We start from the raw sequence: 19,648 nt of genomic DNA, 5'->3' as shown, positions 1-19,648 counted from the left end.
GGCTTGCCGAAAATTTCTGTAGAAAAATAGGAAATCGATGTAAGGTTCTATGAACCCAAGACGATTTCTCTCTTTTCCTAAGAATTCGTCCCGTATTCAGTTACGATAAGTAACCAAACTATCCTTTCTGTAGTTTAAAGTTATAATTTAGGTTCTTTATTTACATAGTGTTTTGAAGTCTTTCCTCAGCATATCTCATCATTTTCTCAGCCACTTCTTTATCGTAAGCAAAGCCCATTTTTTGAGCAAGAAACTGAGCCTCTTGGTGGAAAAATTTCATCGTAATAAACAAAGACTGAGTTATTTTATCTAAACTTGAAAAATCAAGCATATTCGAGAATTCCTTCTCTTTCTCAGCAGGCAAATAGTTAAAGAGGTACTTGTAATTTTTACCGATGTCAACTGCTCCCCTATCACTTGCTACCCGCCAAGCTAAGACTTTTAGGAGTTCTTGTTGACAAATGCCATAGAGATGGTCTATCGCGTAGATGAGCTGATTACGACAAATTCCTTTAACCACGTAGGCCGACACCCACCAAAATTCATTGCAGGAATTTTTAAAATCTGTCTCACTAGTTGAACTCATCCAGAAACGCTGAGGACTGGGAGAATAGTACTCAAATAAGCCCTTCTTATCTTCTAAAACTATGAATTCCGCTTCGCTATCTACCCACTCTTAAATTTGTTGTTTTGGACAGAGGGTTAGATCAATTCGATTTCCATCTTCAAAGAGCATGAGGTATAGACGACGTTGACCAAGATCAACTTCTTGCTCGATAATGCGTTTGCCAAACTGGTCCAACCAAGATAAATCTGTAATCAGCTCGTCCAGATTCTCTACAACATAGACTACGTCATAATCTTGAAATTCATCTTTTGAGGCTTTTGTATCAGTCCGTGAACCAGACATGGCGACAGCCGCAACTTGTAAGGTTTCAGCAGTCTTTAAAATTACATCGAGCATTTCTGTTTCAGTTCTCATGTTGATACCTGCCTTTTTAGTGGAAACTCTTGATTCTGTAGAGGACATGTCTATAAAGTGGACTGTCTGCTGGAACTTTTTCATTATCAAATTCTTTGACAAATTCCATGCTCAGTTTTTGCATGACTTTTTGCGAAAGTTGATTGAGTAAGAATGTAAAAGAGTAAACTTCTGACAAGCCAGCTTGCTGAAAAGCAAAGTCTAGACAGGCTTGGCTGTCTCCTTTCATTCAGATTTTCTAAATCCTGTACCAACAGGCTTAAAACTTATTGACCGATAAAATCCATCTGCTTCAGATATTAATTCAATCCGTGTCAAAGGATATTTTTTGTGGATCTCCTCAATCAGCTGCTGTCCCAGTCCTTTTCTGCGGTGGGATTTATCAATAATTATTTCAGCTAAAAAGGTCGTCATCACTTCATCCGTCAGATAACGGGCAAAGCCAAGAATTTTCTGGTCCTCTTCAAGCACCAAGTAATGAGACAGATTTGTTGAAAATAGAGATGTCACTTTTTCCTCTGTAAAAGAAAGCCATTTTTCACTTTGATAAAGGCTATAAATAGCTTGACAATCTTTTCTGCTTGCAGGTCTGATAATCATCTTCTATTCCTCCAAATCTATCAGACTTAATTAACACTCCCCACTGCTTCCGTTACCTTCATAGCAGGTTTGCGTTTTTTGTAGCGGCTGCGGATGGTGTTGAGGTGATCGCGGAGATTGACCACATGAGTTCTTTCAGGATAAGCGTAGGCGTTGATTTCAGTAAAATCCACAAGGAAGTCATAGATTTCTTGTAGTTTTGCACGGACTTCCTTGTTTTGACTAGGTGCCTTGCCTTTTTGCTCAGCCAAGCGCTCCTTATATGCTTTTTCAAACTAAGACTGCGCTTTTGTCAAGGTTTCTATATGAGTTGTCAAATGTAGGGTTGCAAGAGCAGTTTGATAGTCCGTATCTTTTAGCTCCTTGAGTAAATGGTTAATAGCTTCTGTCTCCTTTTCGCAGCTTATACTCGTTAACCAAGCATAATTTTTGAAAAGTTTGCTGAGTTTGTCGTAAGCTTCCTTGCTACCTGCCTCTTTGACACGAGAGAAGGCCTTGACCAAGTCTGTCAAGGTAGAAAGCGCATCATCACGCTCACGATCAGAGGCTTCCAGACTAGCCACCATTTGACTGGCCTTGGAACGGTGTAAACCAACTTGCAAGGTCTCAAGAAGTTTTTCCATATCCCTAAGCTTCGTTACATAAACCTGCTCAGATTTATTGGCTTTTGTAAAAGCCCCTGACTCGTCCTTGCTCTCAGATAGAAGTTAGAAGAATTCGTTGTTTTCTAAATTGCGTACAGTTAAACTCGTGATTCCATATTCTTTTTTCATAAAACTCCTCCTTCAATGATGTATTTTTAATTTTTTGACCTAAAATAATTCAGAACATATCTAAATACTCGTATTTTACTCCAATAACTCAAAACACACATGTGTGTTTTGAGTTATTCCCCCAGACAAGATATTCTTCAGGTGTGATTTCTTGTTTTAAAACTGGGAAAGACGATTATTCGTGTGGGATGAGTTATTCTTTTAATAATCAAGCTTATCTTCCAATCCGTCTTGATATAGTCGATACAATTCCATAAAAATATTATCAATTAAAGTTAACAGTCCAAACCAAATAAAATAATTTCTAGATTCTTGAGTTTCATTAACTAATTTAGTTAATGTCGGTAAGTTTTGCTGATAAGATAAAGTATTATGTGCCAATCGATTACGTTGATTAAAAACATTCTCATACTTACATTTTAAATTATGCTTTTTATTTTTAATGTAACTAGTATATTTCCTATTATAGTCCTTAAGTTTATCTTCATATCCTTGCTCACTATCTCCTTCTTTTCTATCTGGCTTCTTAGGTCTATTATTTTCGTTTGGCATTGACACAAACATATTTTTTTCATCTTTCAAAAATTGATCAGTATCAGTCCAATCATCTGATACAAAATAAGAAAAATCGGCACGAACCCAAGAAATTAGGTTTGAATCTTTAAATATTTCATTAATCTTTTGAGTAGTATTCTCTAATAAAATCTGTTTATTAATTTCATTTATACCAAAATCTATATTTATTCTCTTAAGTGCCTGACAAAATTCTTTATAAATACTATTTTTCTGGTCATATGATGAATAGGTTCCTAACTTAGTTTCTTTTAACCACCAATATCGAAACTCGAAATCATTTGTTCCCAATTCCCAAGCAATACATTTCATCTTTTGCTCTTGAAAACCTGTCATTTTCAGAAATACAGCTTGTAAAATATAATCACACAAAGGGTAGGTTTCAATTCCATCACCAATACTAGAAGTTGCAGCAACTGCTTCTTCCAAAATAGTAGTTATAGGAGTTAAAATAAAATCTGTATGCTTACTCACTAAAATACTCCTTATACAAGTTAATTGAAGTTTTCAACCGATTTCTTAGATATTTTAAAGCACTCGGACTCTTTTGATGTTCTTTATCTGTTTTAAAGTCTTTGATTGCCAAATCAAGTTCTTTTTGAAGTGATTCAAAATTTACATCAGTACATTTTTTTGAATTAATTTCCTTTTGCTGAAATATTGAAAAATATATCCACCCGAATAAGTAAACATCCGCATCAATAATTGATTGAAAATTTTTAGTAAAAAAAGCTACATTTAAATCTTTTAAAAAGTCTAAATTTTTTTCAAGTACTGAAAGTTTTTGTGAAACTATGAAATTTCCATCACCAACGATTTTATATACATAATCAACAAAGAATTGTTCTAACTTATCTTGCCTCTTTTTACCAACTGCAACTTTATATTCATTTTGTTCATTTTCTTCATAGGCATCTAAAAGAGCCAAGTAGCGTACAAAATCAAGTTTTTTATCTTTTATTTTTACACTTTTAAAATATTTAGGGTCAAAAAAATGTTCCAAGTCTTTATTTAAAAAGTAAAGTGAACGTCTACTCTCTAAATTTGATAAGCCTTCTCCTTGTATATTGATATGCCTAAAAACAGAAGAATAAAATTTAATTTGATTTTTTTAAAATTATCAGTTTTTTCCCCATCGCTCTCATTTTTCTCGCCATCATAACTTGGCACTAAGAAAGAGAAACCTAAAAAATTGTTTTTAAAAAAATCTTCACTGATTTCTATATCCATTTCAAGATATTGTTCTGGAATTTTCACTTCCTGTTTTATAACTTTTTTTGTATTTCCAATTGATATGAGCTTATTAAAATTCCAATCTAAACCTTTATAAAATTCATCATCATTTTCAGAATCATCATTAGTGTCAGCTAAAGGAATAAAACTCTTCGGTGCCCAATCTTCACACTCCTTATTTGGAAATATACTTAAGTAAGCAAGGAATATCGACGTTAAACGTTGTTGACCATCTAAAATCAAATTTTTCTGTTCCTCACCATCCATGAAAGCTCCAATAGTAACCGGAGGAACAAATTCGTGCTTGTTAAAACTCTCAATTAATGTTCTTACTTTTTCTTGATTCCAAACATAATAACGCTGATAATCAGGTAATACAATATTCTTCTTTAAAATTAACTTAATCCAATGCTCCAGGGAATATTCGCCATAATAAACTTTATTTTTCATTCATTTTTCTCCTTTTTCTATATTTCTTTCAAAATATAAGCTCCCCACTCTCTTCCAACGTAAACTTGACATTGTCTTCAATCCACTTACGTCGTGGTTCAACCTTGTCTCCCATGAGGACATTGACGCGACGTTCGGCGCGGGCTAGGTCTTCGATTGTGACACGGATAAGGGTACGCGTTTCTGGGTTCATAGTTGTTTCCCAGAGCTGGTCCGCATTCATCTCACCAAGTCCCTTGTAGCGTTGGAGGGTAGCTCCTTTACCAAACTGCTTGCGGAGTTCTTCTAATTCTCCGTCCGTCCAAGCATAGGCCACTTCTTCTTTCTTTCCTTTTCCTTTAGACATCTTGTAAAGAGGTGGAAGGGCGATGTAGACATGGCCTGCCTCAACTAGCGGACGCATGTAGCGGTAGAAAAATGTCAAAAGCAAGGTCTGGATATGAGCACCATCAGTATCCGCATCGGTCATGATAATGATCTTATCATAGTTAGCATCTTCAAGGGAGAAGTCTGCACCCACACCCGCACCAATGGTATAAATCATGGTATTGATTTCCTCATTTTTGAGGATATCCGCCATCTTGGCCTTGGCTGTATTGATAACCTTACCACGAAGAGGCAAGATAGCCTGGAACTTGCGGTCACGACCTTGCTTAGCAGAACCACCGGCAGAGTCTCCCTCGACTAGATAGAGTTCATTCTTAGCAGGATTCTTAGACTGAGCAGGTGTCAATTTACCCGACAACAAGCCCTTGTCTTTCTTGTTTTTCTTGCCATTTCGGCTCTCATCACGCGCCTTACGTGCTGCTTCACGAGCATCACGCGCCTTGATAGCCTTGCGGATGAGGTTAGAAGCCAATTCCCCATTTTCCATAAGGAAGAAGGTCAACTTATCCGCCACAATTCCATCCACAACGGGACGAGCTAGTGGACTGCCTAATTTGTCCTTGGTCTGACCTTCAAACTGGAGGTGTTCTTCAGGAACCAAGATAGAAAGAACCGCTGCTAACCCTTCACGGTAATCTGACCCTTCAAGGTTTTTATCTTTTTCCTTGAGAAGCCCCGTCTTACGTGCATAGTCATTCATAACCTTGGTAATGGCAGACTTGAGTCCTGTCTCATGCGTTCCACCGTCCTTGGTACGAACATTATTGACAAAGGACAGAATGTTATCTGAAAATCCATCATTGTACTGGAGAGCAACTTCCACTTGGAAACCATTATCTTCCCCCTCAAAGTAGAGAACTGGTGTCAAGATTTCCTTGTCTTCGTTGAGGTAAGAAACAAAGTCCTGAACTCCGTTTTCATAATGAAACTCAATCGCTTCATCTGTTCGCTTGTCCGTCAAGGACAAGGTCACATTTTTCAAGAGAAAGGCTGACTCATTGAGGCGTTCTGAAATGGTATTGTACTTGAAGTCTGTCGTAGAAAAGATGGTCGCATCAGGCATGAAGGTGACTTTGGTACCTGTTTTAGACTTGGGCGCTGTACCGATTTTCTTTAAAGTCGTGACAGGTTTTCCACCATTTTCAAAACGTTGCTTGTAAACTGCGCCATCACGGGTAATTTCAACTTCCAGCCAACTTGAAAGAGCGTTAACAACGGAAGAACCAACCCCGTGGAGACCACCAGATGTCTTGTAGCCCCCCTGACCGAATTTCCCTCCGGCGTGAAGAATGGTAAAGATAACCTCAACGGTTGGAATACCCATAGCGTGCATACCTGTCGGCATCCCACGACCATGGTCTTTAACTGTTAAACTGCCGTCTTTATTAATGGTCACATCAATACGGTCACCAAATCCAGACAAGGCCTCATCGACAGCATTATCGACGATTTCCCAGACTAGGTGGTGGAGACCAGCACCATCGGTCGATCCGATATACATCCCTGGACGTTTACGGACCGCATCCAACCCTTCTAGCACCTGAATGGCATCATCATTATAATTGTTAATATTGATTTCCTTTTTTGACACAAGGAACCTCCTATTCGTTCATCTTTACTATTCTACAAGTTTTCCAAGGATTTTGCAAAATTTTTCTTTCTCCGGTGTGACAATTTCAGAAGAGATTCTCTGCCTTTCTTTCCCAATTCATGATATAATAGGAGTATGATTACAATAGTTTTATTAATCCTAGCCTATCTGCTGGGTTCGATTCCGTCTGGTCTCTGGATTGGACAAGTATTCTTTCAAATCAATCTACGCGAGCATGGTTCTGGTAACACTGGAACGACCAATACCTTTCGCATTTTAGGCAAAAAAGCAGGTATGGCGACCTTTGTAATTGATTTTTTCAAAGGAACCCTAGCAACGCTTCTTCCGATTATTTTTCATCTGCAAGGTGTTTCACCTCTTATCTTTGGACTTTTGGCTGTTATTGGTCATACCTTCCCTATCTTTGCAGGATTTAAGGGTGGCAAGGCTGTCGCTACCAGTGCTGGAGTGATTTTCGGATTTGCGCCTGTTTTCTGTCTCTACCTTGCAGTTGTTTTCTTTGGAACCCTCTATCTTGGTAGTATGATTTCACTATCTAGTGTCACAGCATCTATCGCAGCCGTCATCGGAGTTCTACTCTTTCCACTTTTTAGTTTTATCCTGAATCACTATGACCCTCTCTTCATCGCTATTATCCTAGCTCTTGCTAGTTTGATCATCATTCGCCATAAGGACAATATCACACGCATCAAAAATAAAACTGAAAATTTGGTCCCTTGGGGATTGAACCTAACCCATCAAAATCCTAAAAAATAAAACGCCAGTTCTATACTGACGTTTTTTTGTATGCTTATTTTGATTTGATATAGTTGATACCGTCTGCTTTTGGTGCAACTGCTTTTCCAAAGAAGGCTGCCAAGACAAGAATTGTCAAAACGTAAGGTGCGATTTGAAGGTAAACCGCAGGCACTCCTTGCAGGAACGGCAATTGAGATCCGATAACAGCCAAACTTTGTGAAAGTCCAAAGAAGAGACTAGATAGCATGGCTCCGATTGGATTCCATTTCCCAAAAATCATCGCAGCAAGGGCGATAAATCCAGGTCCAACAATAGTTGTCACTGAGAAGTTAACTGAGATGGATTGAGCATAAATCGCTCCGCCAATTCCACCTAGGAAACCTGAAATAATAACCCCTAAATATCTCATCTTGTAGACATTGATTCCCAAAGTGTCCGCTGCTTGAGGGTGTTCACCGACAGAGCGGAGACGCAGACCAAAGCGGGTCTTGAAGAGGATAAACCAAGCAAGGAATGAGAAGGCAATCGCGATATAACCAAGCAGACTAGTTGACTTGAAGAAGATATCACCAATCACTGGGATATTTGCCAAGACTGGGAAGTCAAAGCGTCCAAAAGTTTGACTTAGGTTGTCGGTTTGTCCTTTGTTATAAAGAACTTTCACCAAGAAAACAGCCAAGGCTGGCGCCATCAAGTTCAATACCGTACCGCTGACAACATGGTCTGCACGGAAATGAACCGTCGCTGCTGCGTGGATGATAGAGAAGAGACCACCAACCAATCCTGCTACAAGCAAGGATAGCCATGGAGTTGCTGCTCCAAATTGTTCTGCAAATTCAAGGTTAAAGACAACTCCAGAAAAGGCACCCATAACCATAATTCCTTCAAGGCCAACGTTTACCACGCCACCACGTTCAGAGAAAACACCACCAATACTTGTAAAGATGAGGGGCGCTGAGTAAATCAGCATAGAAGACACCAAGAGGGTGAGCAAGGTTGTAATAGACATCTTTACTTACCTCCTTTAACTTGTTTTTTCGGTTTGACAAAGCGTTCGATAAGGTAATGAACACTGACAAAGAAGATAATAGACGCTGTTACAATGCTGACAAGCTCAGACGGTACCTGCGCCGCATTCATACCAGGGGCTCCAACTTGGAGAACACCAAATAGGAAGGCTGCAAAGAGAATACCAATTGGTGAGTTGGCCGCAAGCAGACTAACCGCCATTCCGTTAAATCCGACAGCTAATGACGATCCCTGAACATAAACGTTCTGGAAGGTTCCTAGACCTTCAACAGCTCCACCAAGACCAGCCAAAGCACCTGAAATAATCATTGATAGGATAATCGTCCGTTTTGCAGAAATACCAGCGTATTCTGATGCGTGAGGATTAAGACCAACCGCACGGATTTCAAAACCAAGGGTTGTTTTCTTGAGCATGAACCAAATAACTGCAACGGCAATGATGGCAAAGAAAATACCAATATTCATCCGCGAGTTACCAGTCAACTCAGACAACCAAGGTGTCTGGTAGGTTGCATTAGCCCCAACACGAATCGTCGAATCTGTACTTTGCATAAAGTCTTTAGGGAAAGCATGAATCAAGGCATTCCCTACATACAAGACAATGTAGTTCATCATGATGGTTACGATAACCTCTGACGTCCCCAGATAAGCTCTAAGAATACCCGGAATCGCTCCGACAATCCCACCAGCAATCAAGGCAATCACGATGGTTGCTAGAATCATCAAGGGACGTGGCATATCTGGATGCGACAAGGCAAACCAACCACTGAGAATCCAACCGGCCAAAGCCTGACCAGGAAGTCCGACGTTAAAGAAACCAGCTCGACTGGCAACGGCAAAACCAAGACCAATCAAGACCAGAGGACCCATAGCACGGAAGATTTCTCCAATCCCACGCAGACTGCCAAAGGCTGTATAGAACAATTCTTCGTAGCCCCAAATAGCATCATAACCGAAGATCCACATGACAATGGCTCCGAGTAAAATTCCTAGGAATACAGAAATCAAGGGAACCGAAATTTGTTGTAATTTTTTAGACATCACTCTTCTCCTTTCCCAAGTTTCCACCAGCCATCAAGACACCAAGTTCTTGCTTATTGGTTGTTTCTGGTGATACAATACCTTGAATTTTACCATCGTGGATAACGGCAATACGGTCTGAGACGTTTAAAATCTCATCCAATTCAAAGCTGACAACAAGGACAGCCTTGCCATTATCACGCTCTTCAATCAAGCGCTTGTGGATATATTCAATAGCACCGACATCCAACCCACGAGTTGGTTGGCTAACGATAAGGAGATCAGGATCACGATCAATTTCACGAGCAATAATTGCTTTTTGTTGATTTCCTCCTGAAAGAGCCGCTGCTGGAACAAATTCACTGGCAGCACGAACATCAAACTCTTCCATTAGCTTTTTAGCATAAGAAGTAATATTTGAATAGTTCAAAATCCCATTTTTACTATGTGGTTCTTTATAGTAGGTTTGAAGGGCAATATTTTCAGAAATCATCATTTCCAAAATCAAACCATCACGGTGACGGTCTTCTGGAACGTGCCCAACACTCAACTCTGTAATCTGACGTGGGTGCAAGCCTACAATTGAATCTCCTTTTAGCTCAATGCTACCAGATTCAACCTTGCGAAGACCTGTAATGGCTTGAATCAGTTCAGACTGACCATTTCCATCAATCCCCGCAATACCAACAATCTCTCCAGCACGAACATCCAAGGACAGATTTTTAACAGCTGGAACACCACGGTTTTCATTGACCACCAAGTCTTTAATAGACAAGACCACTTCTTTTGGTTGAGAGGCTTGCTTCTCTGTTTTAAAGGAAACAGAACGACCTACCATCATTTCTGCCAAATCAGCATTAGTAGCCCCTGCGATTTCGACGGTTTCAATTGATTTCCCACGACGGATAACTGTAACGCGGTCAGAAACTGCTCGAATCTCGTCCAACTTGTGGGTAATCAAGATAATTGATTTTCCTTCTTTGACAAGATTTTTCAAAATAGCCATCAACTCATCAATTTCTGATGGAGTCAAAACAGCCGTTGGTTCATCAAAGATAAGGATATCAGCCCCCCGATAAAGGGTTTTTAAAATTTCTACACGTTGTTGGGCTCCAACTGAGATGTCTGCCACCTTAGCAGAAGGATCAACAGCTAAGCCGTAACGTTCAGAAAGATCCTTGATTTCTTTGCTAGCTCCAGCGATATCTAGCACACCATTTTTAGTCAATTCACTTCCTAAAATAATGTTTTCAGCCACTGTGAAGGCTTCTACCAACATAAAGTGCTGGTGAACCATTCCGATTCCCAAGCTAGCTGCTTTAGATGGGGAGTCGAGGTTAACAACTTGTCCGTTGACCGCAATTTCACCACTGGTTGGTTCAAGAAGCCCTGCTAACATGTTCATGAGCGTGGACTTTCCAGCCCCATTTTCTCCTAAAAGTGCATGAATTTCACCTTTTCGTAGGTGCAGGTTGATTTTGTCGTTGGCAACAAATTCACCAAACACCTTGGTAATATCACGCATCTCAATGACATTTTCGTGTGCCATGTGCTCTTCCTTTCAGAGTCTTATTTTATTTCAATAAAACTTGCTAGTTTATCTAGTAGCAAGCTTTACTGAGACAAAATGACTTTGTCTCAACTCTTAAAAAAGCGGCCGAGGGCCGCTTCCTAAGAAATGACTTCCATCCATTATTTTTCAGGAACTTTTACGCTTCCATCAAGGATTTTAGCTTTTGCATCTTCGACAGCTTTTTTACCTTCTTCTGAAAGGTTTGTTACTGCCAAGTCAACCCCTTTATCTTTCAATGAGTAAACGATCACTTGACCGCCAGGGAATTCACCTTTTTCTGCTTTGTTAGCAATATCTTTTACAGTTGTACCAACTTGTTTCAAAGTAGATACAAGAACGAAGTTTGATTCTTTACCATCTTTAGAAGTGTACTTACCTTCTGCTACTTGGTCACGGTCAACACCGATAACCCAAACTTTTTCACTTTCAGAACGGCTTTCATTGAGTGATTTTGCTTCTGCAAAGACACCAGCACCTGTTCCACCTGCTGCTTGATAAACAACGTCTGCACCAGCTGCGTATTGTGCTGCTGCAATTGTTTTACCTTTAGCAGCATCACCAAATGAACCAGCATAGTCAACTTGTACTTTGATAGATGGATCTACTGACTCAACACCAGCTTTAAATCCAGCTGCAAAACGTGAGATAACTTCAGACTCAATACCACCTACAAAACCAACTTGTTTTGTTTTAGTTGTTTTAGCCGCTGCAACACCCGCAAGGTAAGCAGCTTCGTTATCAGCAAATGTTACGCTAGCAACATTCTTTTGATCTTTAATCACATCATCAATCAAGACATAGTTCAAGTCAGAGTGGTCTTTTGCTGCTTCTTCAACCGCATTGTGAAGGGCAAAACCAACACCGAAGATTAGGTTGTAACTTCCAGCCGCTTGTTGCAAGTTGTTAGCATAGTCAGCTTCACTTGTTGATTGGAAGTAAGTGAAACCTTTATCTTTTGAAAGATTGTGTTCTTTACCCCAGTCTTGCAAACCTTCCCAAGCTGATTGGTTGAATGATTTGTCATCAACACCACCAGTATCAGTGACGATTGCTGCTTTTGTCTTCACATCAGAAGATGAAGCTGCGTTACGAGAAGAGCGGTTACCACATGCAGCAAGTCCAACTGCTGCCACTGCAACTAGACCAAGGCCTAGCCATTGTTTCTTGTTCATTACTGAACCTCCTAAATAAGATGTGCAACGATGTTGCAAGTATGGATTTGTTGGTCACAAGGACCGTGCCACTCAGAGAGCGACTCAGACTAGCTTAAGTCTGTAAAAGAGTATGGAAGTAACTCCCCGACCGTCATCTCGACCGTCGATTTATCTTTTGCGACTAAGGTCACTTTTAGATCTTGTTCAAAAAATTCAGCCATCACTTGGCGACAAGCACCACATGGTGAAATTGGTTTTTCAGTCTGACCATAGACAATCAATTCTGAAAATTCTCTTTGGCCTTCAGAAACTGCTTTAAAAATCGCTGTACGTTCTCCACAGTTAGTCAAAGAATAACTAGCATTCTCAATATTGACACCTGTATAAGTGTTCCCATCTTTCGCCACTAAAACAGCTCCGACTGGAAAATGAGAATAGGGCACATAGGCTTTCTTGCTGGTTTCAATTGCTAGTTCAATCAACTCAGTAGTCGCCATCAGCCAATTCTCCTTTTAAAATGGCTACCCCAGCTGACGTTCCAATACGGGTCGCCCCAGCTTCCACAAAGGCAAGAGCATCTGCATAAGAACGAGCTCCGCCAGCAGCCTTGACTCCCATATCAGGTCCAACTGTTTCACGCATTAATCTAACATCTGCTACCGTCGCACCACCAGTTGAAAAGCCAGTAGATGTTTTAACAAAATCAGCTCCCGCTTTTTGGGCTAATTGGCAAGCCACAACTTTTTCTTGGTTTGTCAGCAGACACGCTTCAATAATGACTTTCACTAACTTGTCACCACTTGCTTCTACAACCGCACGGATGTCCGATTCAACAAAGGATAAATTGCCTGATTTGAGAGCCCCAACATTGATCACCATATCAATCTCATCTGCACCATTTTGGATAGCTTCTTTGGTTTCAAATGCTTTCACAGCTGAAGTTGTTGCTCCCAAGGGGAAACCAACTACTGTGCAGACCTTGACATCTGTTCCTTCAAGCCTTTTTTTAGCATATTTAATCCAGGTCGGATTGACGCAAACACTGGCAAAATCATACTCCCTAGCCTCAGACAACAAACAATCAATTTGATTTTCTGTTGCATCTTGTTTTAAAAGCGTATGATCGATATATTTATTTAATTTCATATACGGATTCTCCTGCGGTTTATGAGATAATTTCTATAATTTCTCGTAAACTTTGCACCCTATCATTTATTTTAACATATTTTTGAAAATCTGTAACTAGCTGAGGAGAAATTTTTCCATTTGTGTATACTTTTGCAACAATTTCTCCATTTTGAACGGAATCTCCAACTTTCTTTTCAAAAACAATTCCTGTTTCATAGTCCAAATCATCAGTCTTGACTGCACGGCCAGCACCAAGTCTCATAGCATAGAGGCCAAATTCCATAGCTGGGAGAGCTGAAATGACACCTGTTTCCTGAGCAGGGATTTCCACCACATGGGCTACATTTACAGGACGATAGAGGTCTTCCAAGTCTCCACCTTGGGCTTGGACCATCTCCTCAAACTTAGCCAGTGCTTGACCATTCTCAAGATGTTGGCGAACTTCTTCAACTGTTTTATTTACATTTGCCAGGTCAAGCATAATTTGAGCCAATTCACAGATGAAGTGGGTAATATCCTGACGGCCTTGACCTTGTAAAATCTCCAATGCTTCAAGAATCTCCAGACGATTCCCAATCGCTCGTCCCAAGGGCTGGCTCATATCGGTAATCACTGCTACCGTCTTCCGACCAACTGCCTTACCAAGTTCTACCATGGTTTGAGCCAATTCACGCGCCTCATCAACCGTCTTCATGAAGGCACCCTCACCGACAGTCACGTCTAGCAAAATAGCATCCGCCCCTGCCGCGATTTTCTTGCTCATCACCGAACTCGCAATCAAAGGAATTGTGTCAACAGTTGTGGTCACATCACGAAGGGCATAGAGAAGCTTATCTGCTTTGACCAGCTGGTCTGATTGCCCAATGACAGATACACCAATATCCTGAACCTGACGAATAAAATCTTCTTGACTACGCTCTACTTGATAGCCCTTAATGGACTCCAATTTATCAATTGTTCCACCCGTATGGCCGAGACCACGACCACTCATTTTCGCGACTGGAACTCCAAAACTCGCTACTAAAGGAGCTAAAATCAAGGTCACCTTGTCACCAACACCCCCAGTAGAATGCTTGTCAACCTTAACCCCATCAATAGCTGATAAATCAAATTCTTGGCCTGTCTGAACCATTTTCATGGTCAAATCAGATATTTCTCGAGTCGTCATTCCTTTGAAATAAACAGCCATAGCAAAGGCAGACATCTGATAATCAGGAACAGTTCCTGACACATAGCCTTCAACTAGCCATTCAATTTCACTCGAAGTCAGTTCTTGACCATCACGTTTTTTTTGGATTAAATCAACTGCTCTCATTCTTTCACACTTCTAAGGATATAGTATCCCTTGTCTTTTTTGACGACTTCACAATTGCCAAACACATCTTCCATCTTGGACTTGGCACTTGGAGCCCCTTGTTTTTTCTGGATAACGATTGTTAAATCCCCACTAGTTTCCAAAAAATCTTTACTTTTCTCAATGATTTCATGAACCACTTGCTTGCCCGCACGGATAGGAGGATTGGAAATGACATGGTCAAATGTGCCTTTAACTTGTTCATAGATGTTGGACTGGAAAATCGTCGCTTCTACTTTATTTCGTTCAGCATTTTGTCGCGCCAAATCCAAGGCACGATTATTGATATCAACCATGGTCGACTGAACTTCATAAGCCTTAGCTAAGGACAAACCTAATGGACCATAACCACAGCCGACATCTAGGACTGTCTCTCCTTGGTTGACATCCAGACACTTGAGCAAAAGCTGACTTCCAAAGTCAACCATCTTCTTGCTAAAAACACCCGCATCCGTCAGAAAGGCCATTTTTTCTCCCAACAATTCTACTCTCAACTCATGAATGTCGTGAGCCGCGTCAGGATTTTCTGCATAATACATTTTACTCATGAAACTATTTTACCATAATTTGACTTAAATTGTAAATCGTTTACAAATTGATAATGAAACGAAAAAGACTGAAGAAAGCTAGTCAAGAAGACCTTTTCTTCAATCTCTTTAAACACTTATAAATAAGGGTATTCGGATTTTATGGTGGAAAAGGGCTTATAAATCACCCTTCTCCAAATTCTTAATAAGTGTGGAAAAATCGACACCTAAGTTGTCTGTAATGTCGTGATCATTCACTTCATACCAATTGAAAGTATCGTATAACATAGCTTTATTGAAAGCACTTGAATTAAATCGTGGCTTACGCTTTTTATGGAGCTTCTCATTGAAAAGGATTTTGGCTCGTAAGGCATCAAACGAGTAACCTCTACCCATTCGCTCTACCTACCTAATAATGCTGTTAATTGACTCCGTATAAGCATTAGTGAGCCTTTTATCAAAGTAGTTGAATATTTCAACATGCCAGTTGTCTACGGCTCTCACGAGGTCTTTATATGCGTCTTTAGAGTTGCTAGACATACAACGGTGTCTCCATTGACTATAACGAAGATGACCTTCATCTGGATCAGGAGTATCCCATATCCAGTAAAACTCTTCTTTGAGTTCATAGGCTTCTTTTAAAGCAGGAAGATTACCTAACCAAGTATCTAAGAGGAATGATTCATGTTCATTTAGATCGTGTTTACGCTTTAGAAGGATAAACCTTTCACGCATAAGGGTACGTCTTTCTTTTTGGCTCATATGGGCTTTCAAAGACTTTCTGACGTTATCTAAGGCTTGATTAGCCATTCTAACTACATGAAACTTATCTACGACAACTTTAGCTTGTGGAAGGATAGTGTTCACTGCGTCTTTGTAGGGCTTCCACATATCCATTGTGACGTACTCAATGTAAGTCCTGTCACTGATTTCTGAAAGACGTTGGATGACTGTTTCCTTATTACGGTTAGGCTTGATGTCATAAATAGTCCTGCGTTCAATATTAGTCAATACAAGCCGAGGTCTACGGATAATATGTATCTCGTCTATCCCAAGCCACTTAGGAGTTTCAAACTGGTATTCACGTTCTTTGAGTGCCACATAGTCCTTAAAAACGTTCCTAATGGTTTTTTCGTCAACACCAACGCTTTCTGCGACTTCTACAAAGGTCTTAGACATGGATTGCTCTTGAATGGACTTTAAAAGCCTTTTGGTCATACTACGCTTTTCATCTACAGATATTAGGCGTTCCCAGAAGGTAGATCCGCATTCACGACACTTGTATCGTCTACGGTTCAATTGTAAGCCCACTCGCTTTAAACGAATGGGCAAATCCATAATTAGTTGATTTCTTGAACTGTGTTTGTACAACTTGTCAAAACCACATTCAGGACAACATTCAGGTGGTCCGACTGCTTCAACTTTAAACATCATATCGGTTTCATTTTCTTGTGGCGGTTCTATTGTTTTAATGTCTGGTAAGGATAATAAGTCTGACATATTATTCATCCTTTATTACTCTGCGGGGTTAAGGTATCAATTATAGATTTGATGTCGAAATCATCAGTGTTAAATTATTTTTGTGACCACAAATGCACTTAGAAAATCCCTTAAAGCATTAGCTGGTTCACTTGAATAGGGAGTTGTAAAAAAGTTCCCTTAGCCTGCACAACAAGATAATTTCGAAATATCTTTATCGAACGTAAGTGCAACTAATTTTAGCCCTTCAGCCATTGTTAAATATGGTGCTAGGGTTTCTGTTAAATCTTCTATCGTTAAGCCAAATTTAACAGCTAATGATGCTGCATAGATGACATCTCCTGCATTTTCAGATACAATATGAACCCCTAATACTTTTAGTGTTTCTGCATCTGCTACTAGTTTAAATACACCGGTTGTTTCACGGTTTACAATTGCTCTTGGAACAGCATCTAAAGGTAATACAGATGTCTTCACATCATACCCTTTCTCTTTTGCTTGTTCTTCTGTTAAACCAACCGTTGCAACCGTCGGATTCGTAAACGTAACAGCAGGAACTACCGATAAATCTATTTTTTTGTTTAATCCACCAATAGCATTATCAGTAATAATTCCACCTTCATAGGCTGCTACATATACAAATTGTGGTCCTAAAGTCACATCTCCTGCTGCATAAATCTTTTCATTACTTGTTTGACCAAAATCATTGATCAGGATTTCATTATTTTTTCCAGTTTCAACACCTGCTGCACTTAAATTTAAAGAATCCGTATTTGGTTTTCTTCCAGTGGCAACAAGTAACTGATCTGATTCAATGACTTCTCTACTGCCATTTACTGTTACGTAAACCCTTTTTATCTCTCCACTTTGTTCAACACGCTCAAAAGTTGCCCCTTTGACAAGGTTTATACCCTGTTCAATTAACGCTTTTTCAACTGACTCTGAAATCTCAGGATCATACTCCTTTAAAAGTCGCTCACTTCTTTGCATAAGCGTTATTTCTGAACCTAAATGATGAAATAGTTGTCCAAGCTCCATTCCAATGTATCCTGAACCAATTACAGTTAATCGTTTTGGTATTTTCTTTAACTCAAGAAGTGTTGTACTAGTTAAATAGTCCATTTTTTCAAGTCCTGAAATTTGGGGCAACGAAGGCGATGCACCTGTTGCAATTAAAAAGCGTTTTGCAGATAACTTTGTCCCATTGACCTCAACCGTACTAGCATCAACGAATTTTGCTTCACCTTTAATTAAATCAAAATTATATTCATCAATTAAATCCATATATTTTTGATTCCGAAGTTCGCTCACCAATTTATCCTTTTGCGTGATTAAACTAGCTAAATCCACTTCTCCAGCGGATGTTTGTAAACCTATAAACGGATTGTCTTTTGATAAATGATTGATTTCCCCTGCCCTAAGAAGAGTTTTTGACGGAACACAGCCAATATTCACACAGGTTCCCCCAACCGTTCCACGCTCAATCATTCCAACTTTTGCACCGTATTCTATAGCTTTAATTGCCGAAGAAAAGGCAGCAGCGCCAGAACCAATAATAAGAAGGTCATAATTGTCTTCATTAATTAACGCCACGTTTTCTAGTGATGATACTTCTTCAATTTCTCCGGCTTGGTAATTTGCTTCATCAATCGCCTTTATTGCACTTTCAACCTCAATATCATCGGGCAGTTCAAATACTGCTTCACCACGACGATAACTAGACTCAATATTTTTAGCACCTATCTTTTCAAGTGCTGATTCTACGTGTTTTTCACAACCCGTACAAGTCATTCCTGAAATGTTTACCTTAAATTTATTCATAAAAAAGCTCCTTTCGTTAATTAATCTCTCATATTAATGTTTCTATTATTGGACACGAATGTAATTTCTTTTCATCTGGACATCGTTGTTTTAAGTCGTCTAACATAGTTTCAATTCGTTTTAAATCCTCTATTTGTTTTTGCACTTCCTTTTGTTTTTTAGAAACACATTCGAACATATCTTGACAACGAACTTCATCTTTATCTACAACACCAAGTAATTTATAAATCTCGCTTAAAGAGAAACCAAGTTCCTGTATTCGTTTAATAAACCCAACACGCTTAACGTCATCATATGAATATATCCGATAACCAGCTTCCGTTCGGTGAGGTTCTTGTAATAAATTTTTTCGCTCGTAATATCTGATCGTTTCTTTATTAACTCCACATTTATCTGCAAACTCACTAATGCGATAAATCATCTTATTTCACCCCCTGAATATTATAAACCATGTACCATAGTACACGGTCAAGTAAATTGGACTATTTTATTTTTTTCCCAAAGTATCACTCGTATGTGATTGATACTTTTATATAATACTATTGATTATCCTAACATCCCACCAGAAAATCCGATTTAAACACCAGTTGTTTTTAAACTATTAAGAAAGTAATTCCACTATATATTCCGAAGACCCATAAATAATAAGCCATTTAGAACTAGAAATATCACAGTCAAGATAAAACAACAAATTTATTGTCTATAATCAAGCGCATTTTTATGACTATTGCTTAACCTTCAAATACTTTATTATCAAGAGAGTTCCCAACAAGATGTTTAGATAAAAGCCCAACTGATACGTTTTTGTCAGGAATTCCAAACTTGTCCAAAGTCGTATCAAATCTTCTAGTGACATGCGGAAGAAATAACCCTCTGTAGCAAGCCATAGAACTAAAAAGAAATAACTACCAGCAGCAAGCCATTTCGTCCACCGTTTTTTTAGGAAGAAAGCAATCAAGAGCGAACAGATAAAGACAGCTGTTACAATGGCATGTTCCATCAAAAAAGTAAAACCGTAATAGGTTTCCACAAAACGTCTACCATTATCCGCATTCGCTCCTTTTAAAAAAGGTAGTGCAAAACTTAAAATAAAACAGAGTTCCAATAAATAACTTTTTAAGATTTTCATGACACACCTCCTATAAGTTGTGAACCGAAAAGCGCCCTTTATAAGCTTATAAATCAGGAGAAGGTAGCTCCTACTTCATCAATAAA

The 19,648-nt window shown here is 39.3% G+C and carries 17 protein-coding genes and 4 pseudogenes; 1 reads left to right on the top strand and 20 read right to left on the bottom strand.

Going from position 1 to position 19,648, the window contains the following annotated elements; genetic code table 11:
- Nucleotides 1–160: 160 nt before the first annotated feature.
- From SMI_RS04565 to parE, 8 genes and pseudogenes are all read right to left on the bottom strand, one after another.
- Nucleotides 161–982: pseudogene (locus SMI_RS04565) on the bottom strand (aminoglycoside 6-adenylyltransferase).
- 16 nt (nucleotides 983–998) lie between these two features.
- Nucleotides 999–1,199 (bottom strand): annotated as a pseudogene (locus SMI_RS04560) (GNAT family N-acetyltransferase); the annotation flags it as partial.
- Between the two features lie 8 nt (nucleotides 1,200–1,207).
- Complete coding sequence (locus SMI_RS04555; protein WP_000586877.1) at nucleotides 1,208–1,582, bottom strand: GNAT family N-acetyltransferase; 375 nt, start codon at nucleotides 1,580–1,582, stop codon at nucleotides 1,208–1,210.
- Nucleotides 1,583–1,608: 26 nt separating this feature from the next.
- Nucleotides 1,609–2,355: pseudogene (locus tag SMI_RS10760) on the bottom strand (DUF6261 family protein).
- A 201-nt stretch (nucleotides 2,356–2,556) separates the two neighbouring features.
- Entirely contained in the window at nucleotides 2,557–3,402 is an 846-nt protein-coding gene (locus SMI_RS04540; RefSeq protein ID WP_000033881.1) for a hypothetical protein, read from the bottom strand.
- On the bottom strand, nucleotides 3,395–3,931 hold the full coding sequence (locus tag SMI_RS04535; RefSeq protein WP_000399742.1) for a hypothetical protein: 537 nt from the start codon (nucleotides 3,929–3,931) through the stop codon (nucleotides 3,395–3,397). Before SMI_RS04535 ends, SMI_RS04540 begins: the two co-directional genes overlap by 8 nt.
- A 35-nt stretch (nucleotides 3,932–3,966) precedes the next feature.
- Nucleotides 3,967–4,611, bottom strand: coding sequence for a DUF262 domain-containing protein (locus SMI_RS04530; protein WP_012972501.1), 645 nt, complete (start codon nucleotides 4,609–4,611; stop codon nucleotides 3,967–3,969).
- A 28-nt stretch (nucleotides 4,612–4,639) separates the two neighbouring features.
- Nucleotides 4,640–6,589, bottom strand: coding sequence for a DNA topoisomerase IV subunit B (gene parE / locus SMI_RS04525; protein ID WP_000037256.1), 1,950 nt, complete (start codon nucleotides 6,587–6,589; stop codon nucleotides 4,640–4,642).
- Between the two features lie 135 nt (nucleotides 6,590–6,724).
- Here parE and plsY point away from each other — a divergent pair, with 135 nt between their 5' ends.
- Nucleotides 6,725–7,366 carry a glycerol-3-phosphate 1-O-acyltransferase PlsY gene (gene plsY / locus SMI_RS04520; protein ID WP_000628796.1) on the top strand — a complete coding sequence of 214 codons (642 nt, stop codon included), beginning with the start codon at nucleotides 6,725–6,727 and terminating at the stop codon, nucleotides 7,364–7,366.
- Between the two features lie 34 nt (nucleotides 7,367–7,400).
- On the opposite strand, the gene SMI_RS04515 is transcribed toward plsY, so the two are convergent.
- The 12 genes and pseudogenes from SMI_RS04515 to SMI_RS04460 form a co-directional block, all read right to left on the bottom strand.
- The gene (locus SMI_RS04515) at nucleotides 7,401–8,357 is read right to left on the bottom strand and encodes an ABC transporter permease (protein WP_000029122.1); all 957 of its coding nucleotides are present in this window, start codon (nucleotides 8,355–8,357) and stop codon (nucleotides 7,401–7,403) included.
- Between the two features lie 2 nt (nucleotides 8,358–8,359).
- Entirely contained in the window at nucleotides 8,360–9,418 is a 1,059-nt protein-coding gene (locus SMI_RS04510; RefSeq protein ID WP_000038674.1) for an ABC transporter permease, read from the bottom strand.
- On the bottom strand, nucleotides 9,411–10,946 hold the full coding sequence (locus SMI_RS04505; protein WP_000929819.1) for an ABC transporter ATP-binding protein: 1,536 nt from the start codon (nucleotides 10,944–10,946) through the stop codon (nucleotides 9,411–9,413). Before SMI_RS04505 ends, SMI_RS04510 begins: the two co-directional genes overlap by 8 nt.
- 143 nt (nucleotides 10,947–11,089) lie before the next feature.
- Nucleotides 11,090–12,142, bottom strand: coding sequence for a BMP family lipoprotein (locus SMI_RS04500; protein ID WP_001036137.1), 1,053 nt, complete (start codon nucleotides 12,140–12,142; stop codon nucleotides 11,090–11,092).
- An 89-nt stretch (nucleotides 12,143–12,231) separates the two neighbouring features.
- The gene (locus SMI_RS04495; RefSeq protein WP_000246101.1) at nucleotides 12,232–12,621 is read right to left on the bottom strand and encodes a cytidine deaminase; all 390 of its coding nucleotides are present in this window, start codon (nucleotides 12,619–12,621) and stop codon (nucleotides 12,232–12,234) included.
- On the bottom strand, nucleotides 12,608–13,270 hold the full coding sequence (gene deoC / locus SMI_RS04490; RefSeq protein WP_000773709.1) for a deoxyribose-phosphate aldolase: 663 nt from the start codon (nucleotides 13,268–13,270) through the stop codon (nucleotides 12,608–12,610). Before deoC ends, SMI_RS04495 begins: the two co-directional genes overlap by 14 nt.
- A 19-nt stretch (nucleotides 13,271–13,289) precedes the next feature.
- Nucleotides 13,290–14,567, bottom strand: coding sequence for a pyrimidine-nucleoside phosphorylase (locus SMI_RS04485; protein ID WP_001202961.1), 1,278 nt, complete (start codon nucleotides 14,565–14,567; stop codon nucleotides 13,290–13,292).
- Complete coding sequence (locus SMI_RS04480; RefSeq protein ID WP_012972500.1) at nucleotides 14,564–15,154, bottom strand: class I SAM-dependent methyltransferase; 591 nt, start codon at nucleotides 15,152–15,154, stop codon at nucleotides 14,564–14,566. Before SMI_RS04480 ends, SMI_RS04485 begins: the two co-directional genes overlap by 4 nt.
- A gap of 156 nt (nucleotides 15,155–15,310) precedes the next feature.
- A pseudogene (locus SMI_RS04475) lies at nucleotides 15,311–16,633 on the bottom strand (ISL3 family transposase).
- A gap of 159 nt (nucleotides 16,634–16,792) precedes the next feature.
- Nucleotides 16,793–18,433 (bottom strand): mercury(II) reductase, encoded by a 1,641-nt coding sequence (gene merA / locus SMI_RS04470; RefSeq protein WP_001031938.1) that lies wholly within the window; start codon nucleotides 18,431–18,433, stop codon nucleotides 16,793–16,795.
- 28 nt (nucleotides 18,434–18,461) lie between these two features.
- Nucleotides 18,462–18,854 carry an Hg(II)-responsive transcriptional regulator gene (gene merR, locus SMI_RS04465; RefSeq protein ID WP_000640384.1) on the bottom strand — a complete coding sequence of 131 codons (393 nt, stop codon included), beginning with the start codon at nucleotides 18,852–18,854 and terminating at the stop codon, nucleotides 18,462–18,464.
- Between the two features lie 303 nt (nucleotides 18,855–19,157).
- Nucleotides 19,158–19,562, bottom strand: coding sequence for a hypothetical protein (locus tag SMI_RS04460; protein ID WP_000698121.1), 405 nt, complete (start codon nucleotides 19,560–19,562; stop codon nucleotides 19,158–19,160).
- Nucleotides 19,563–19,648 lie beyond the last annotated feature (86 nt).

Source organism: Streptococcus mitis B6, assembly GCF_000027165.1.
Lineage (GTDB): Bacteria > Bacillota > Bacilli > Lactobacillales > Streptococcaceae > Streptococcus > Streptococcus mitis_AR.
This window is presented reverse-complemented; position numbering and strand designations above follow the sequence as displayed.

Coding starts and splice junctions, on each gene's coding strand:
- SMI_RS04555 (WP_000586877.1), bottom strand. CDS start 1,582: ATGATTATCAGACCTGCAAGCAGAAAAGATTGTCAAGCTATTTATAGC.
- SMI_RS04515 (WP_000029122.1), bottom strand. CDS start 8,357: ATGTCTATTACAACCTTGCTCACCCTCTTGGTGTCTTCTATGCTGATT.
- SMI_RS04510 (WP_000038674.1), bottom strand. CDS start 9,418: ATGTCTAAAAAATTACAACAAATTTCGGTTCCCTTGATTTCTGTATTC.
- SMI_RS04480 (WP_012972500.1), bottom strand. CDS start 15,154: ATGAGTAAAATGTATTATGCAGAAAATCCTGACGCGGCTCACGACATT.
- merA (WP_001031938.1), bottom strand. CDS start 18,433: ATGAATAAATTTAAGGTAAACATTTCAGGAATGACTTGTACGGGTTGT.
- SMI_RS04460 (WP_000698121.1), bottom strand. CDS start 19,562: ATGAAAATCTTAAAAAGTTATTTATTGGAACTCTGTTTTATTTTAAGT.
- SMI_RS04485 (WP_001202961.1), bottom strand. CDS start 14,567: ATGAGAGCAGTTGATTTAATCCAAAAAAAACGTGATGGTCAAGAACTG.
- SMI_RS04505 (WP_000929819.1), bottom strand. CDS start 10,946: ATGGCACACGAAAATGTCATTGAGATGCGTGATATTACCAAGGTGTTT.
- SMI_RS04495 (WP_000246101.1), bottom strand. CDS start 12,621: ATGGCGACTACTGAGTTGATTGAACTAGCAATTGAAACCAGCAAGAAA.
- plsY (WP_000628796.1), top strand. CDS start 6,725: ATGATTACAATAGTTTTATTAATCCTAGCCTATCTGCTGGGTTCGATT.
- deoC (WP_000773709.1), bottom strand. CDS start 13,270: ATGAAATTAAATAAATATATCGATCATACGCTTTTAAAACAAGATGCA.
- SMI_RS04500 (WP_001036137.1), bottom strand. CDS start 12,142: ATGAACAAGAAACAATGGCTAGGCCTTGGTCTAGTTGCAGTGGCAGCA.
- SMI_RS04530 (WP_012972501.1), bottom strand. CDS start 4,611: ATGAAAAATAAAGTTTATTATGGCGAATATTCCCTGGAGCATTGGATT.
- merR (WP_000640384.1), bottom strand. CDS start 18,854: ATGATTTATCGCATTAGTGAGTTTGCAGATAAATGTGGAGTTAATAAA.